The sequence below is a fragment of the Acinetobacter sp. UBA1496 genome (assembly GCF_002324975.1).
In the GTDB taxonomy this organism is placed as follows: Bacteria; Pseudomonadota; Gammaproteobacteria; order Pseudomonadales; family Moraxellaceae; genus Acinetobacter; species Acinetobacter variabilis.
Genome location: NZ_DCRI01000035.1, coordinates 6,578 through 9,721, shown reverse-complemented (window position 1 = coordinate 9,721; position 3,144 = coordinate 6,578). Strand labels below are relative to the sequence as shown.

3 protein-coding genes and 1 pseudogene are annotated in these 3,144 nt (G+C 38.0%); 3 read left to right on the top strand and 1 reads right to left on the bottom strand.

Translation table 11 applies throughout. The features are described from left to right. Positions 1-637: pseudogene (locus B3143_RS04080) on the bottom strand (heavy metal-associated domain-containing protein); the annotation flags it as partial. A gap of 90 nt (positions 638-727) precedes the next feature. On the opposite strand from B3143_RS04080, the gene cadR reads away from it, so the two are divergent. The 3 genes from cadR (at position 728) to B3143_RS04065 (ending at position 3,090) form a co-directional block, all read left to right on the top strand. Then, positions 728-1,120: a Cd(II)/Pb(II)-responsive transcriptional regulator gene (gene cadR / locus B3143_RS04075; protein WP_004992253.1), complete on the top strand. Its 393-nt coding sequence runs from the start codon at positions 728-730 to the stop codon at positions 1,118-1,120. 142 nt (positions 1,121-1,262) lie between these two features. Continuing rightward, positions 1,263-1,673 carry a hypothetical protein gene (locus B3143_RS04070; RefSeq protein ID WP_004733191.1) on the top strand — a complete coding sequence of 137 codons (411 nt, stop codon included), beginning with the start codon at positions 1,263-1,265 and terminating at the stop codon, positions 1,671-1,673. A 49-nt stretch (positions 1,674-1,722) separates the two neighbouring features. Continuing rightward, positions 1,723-3,090: a TolC family protein gene (locus B3143_RS04065; protein ID WP_286739614.1), complete on the top strand. Its 1,368-nt coding sequence runs from the start codon at positions 1,723-1,725 to the stop codon at positions 3,088-3,090. Positions 3,091-3,144: the final 54 nt, after the last annotated feature.

The window sequence follows — 3,144 nt, the reverse complement described above, 5'->3', positions numbered from 1 at the left end:
TCCCTTCATTATGGAAGACTTTCAGTTTTCGATTGGGAAGATCAAAAGTAAGACCTTTAACTGCTTCAATATCTGCAAGAGCCATACGGACCATTTGCTCTTCAGCAGAGCAATCCATTTTAGGAATGGTATAGGTACTTGTTTGCTTAGCTTGTTGATTGCTTATATAAGTTTCAGTCTTCACAAGCTTTGCACCAAAACCCAAAGCTTCAAGTTTGGTAGTTATATTTTCATCTTTTTGATTATGTAGAACCTTTAAAGACCGGTTAGGTAAATCAAAGATGAGTTTTTGAACACCATCAATTGAAGATAGCGCCATACGAACCATCTGTTCTTCCGCAGAACAATCCATTTTGGGAACTAAGTATTCACTCATGTAGTGCGAATCTTTTAAAACGTCTTCAGTGCTTAAATTTTCTTTGGGATCAGAACCACAACAGGATTGAGCGGTATCTTCACAACTGTTTGAAGTGTTACAGCAAGGAGATGAAGATTTTTCTTCTTCCTCTTCACCACAACAGCTAGGCGTATTATCACAATTCTTTGAATTGCTTGCTTCTGCAATTGATGGATGATTTTCTTGTTGAGATTTCTTATCTTCGCATGGTGTTTCTTTACTACATCCACAGCCACTCATAGTTATACCCATTAAAAAAATTTATAAACTTTGAATATTAGAATCCCTATAGTTACTATAGAGTCAAGATTTTTTGGAAATACCAACTCAATGCATTTAAAAATTGGTGAACTCTCTAAAAAAACCTCATGTTCAGTATTAACAATTAGGTTTTATGAAAAGGAAGGTTTAATTCCGGAACCCGAAAGAACGGAAGGAAATTACCGCCTTTACGATGTAGGCTATGTTGAGCGAATTAAATTTATTTTGAATTGCCGAACTTTAAATATGAGTTTGAATGAAATTCGTCAATTACTCACCTATAAAGATAATCCCAAGAAAAATTGTTCAGATGTGAATGAATTAATTGACTTACATGTCAGTGCTATCAGAGAAAATATAATCAAGCAACAAAAGCTTATTGAACAATTATCTGATTTAAGAGGTACTTGTGATGGTTTATGTACAATTGACCAATGTGGAGTTCTAAAAAATCTAGCTTGATTATCTAGACCTATGCTTTTTTCAAAAATTCTGTATATCTTTACTTAAGGCTGCAAAAAGTTTAAGGTTACTCAAATTCTGTGATCAGATCTTTGATAGATCTGGACAGCTTCTTATTGGTGTTTTAAATACAGATTTGTGTATGAAGAGAAAAACATTTCTAATCCAGATATTGGTACTCTTATTCACATTCCAGAATATTTGGAGTGTGGCAGAGGCTGCGTGTCTGCATGAAATGCCAAACATACCCAATTCAATACTCTCTAATCCAATCGATTTAGACGAAAAGAGTGATAGTCCTCGTCAAGCACTTTATTCCCTAGAAAACTATAAAGAAATCTATGACTATTGTCAGAAGGTTTGTTTTAACGAAAAGTGCAGTCATTTCTCAAATACAATCGTGATTCAGATTGACCCACCCGATGATCTGAAGCTTAAAGCTAATTTTGAGACCGGCATTACCCCAACTTATTTGGGAATAACTTTTTATAAACCCCCTTATCTGGATCAATTAACCCCGCCTCCCGATTTGCCCCTACTATTGGTGGGGTAGTCTTATAAAAGCCCACCACTCCTAATTTCATTATGCGTGGGGCATTTTCATGTCAAAAAACAAATTACATCAGGATACCTCCATCCTGAATTTATCCTGGTCAGCCTTAGGTAGCGGTATCTTGCTATCTGCAATGATCAGCTTCAGTACTTCCGTAGTCGCCAGTACTCAAGATTTAACGCTGCAGCAAGCTATTGAGCAGGTTAACCAATATCAAGCGTCCCAAAATTTCTGGGAAACGCAAAACAGCATTAATGCCACGAATCTTCAGCAAAGTAAGCTGTTTAAAAATCCTGAACTGTCAGTTGAACAAACGGGATTTGGTTCAAATAATGAAAAAGAGCTTACCATTGGCATATCACAACCCTTGGATATTTTTGGTGAGCGAAGAGCAAACCAAAAATTAGCCAGTCTCTCTACAGATAAAACAGCGCTGAAACAGAAGATTTATCAAGCACAAATTGAGCTTGCAGTGAAATATGTATGGTCACAACTGGCCATTGCTGAACTTGAAAAAAACATTGTCAATGAACAACTTCGGGTGAGCCAAGAAAACCTTCAAGCAATCGAAAAGCGCTTTAATGCAGGCAGTATTGCCCAAGTAGATGTAAATCGCGCACGTTTAAGCCATGCTGAAAATATCCGTCTTTTTAGACAGGCAGACTTACAGGTACAAGTGGCCACCCAACAATTATCAAATTTATGGGGTACGTCTGATAAGTCATTGCAGGTAAACCTCTCTTCACAAAAGCTCTGGCCAAAATCGACTCATGAACAGGTTCAAGAATATTTAGCGGAAAACTACGTTGAGAAATATCGAGCTTTACTGGTATTAGAGTCTCAAGCAACGGTTGATCAACTAAGGGCAAAGGCACGTCCTAACCCCACTTTAAACCTAGGTGTCAACCGCCCCCAATCCTTGGAAAACTCCACACAAAATCAATTAGTAGTCGGAGTCAGTGTACCGCTTAATATTTTCGATCGTCAGCAAAATGGCATAAAAATCGCGCAAGAAAAAATGAACTTATTAGAGCGTCAGAAAGAGTTTTATCTGAAGCAAAATGCGCTGCAAATAGGCACAATTTTAACCGAGTTGCAGGGTTTAGAGCTGCAATTCAAAGTCGTTGACGAGACTCAAATTCCTTTGGCGACTCAAGTTCAAAGTAAGACGCTACAAGGTTTCTTGGCAGGCAAGTTTGCTTTAACCGATGTTCAGCAAGCCACGCTTCAATTACAAGACATCCGTCTGCGTAAAGTCCAGTTGTTACGGGATGGCTGGCAAAAGGCCATTGAAGCAGAAAGTTTGAGCTTAGGCATTAGCCCAAGTGAAGTCATGTCGAAAGATGCTATTGCACAAATCAATCAAAACTTATGGCAAGACATACAGGCCATGCCTGTCATTGGTGGGGGAAATTAACATGTTCGATCTTAAAAACAGCTTAAAAAAACAGAGCGGAAAAATCTCTCAACC

Coding starts and splice junctions, on each gene's coding strand:
- B3143_RS04065 (WP_286739614.1), top strand. CDS start 1,723: ATGTCAAAAAACAAATTACATCAGGATACCTCCATCCTGAATTTATCC.
- cadR (WP_004992253.1), top strand. CDS start 728: ATGCATTTAAAAATTGGTGAACTCTCTAAAAAAACCTCATGTTCAGTA.
- B3143_RS04070 (WP_004733191.1), top strand. CDS start 1,263: ATGAAGAGAAAAACATTTCTAATCCAGATATTGGTACTCTTATTCACA.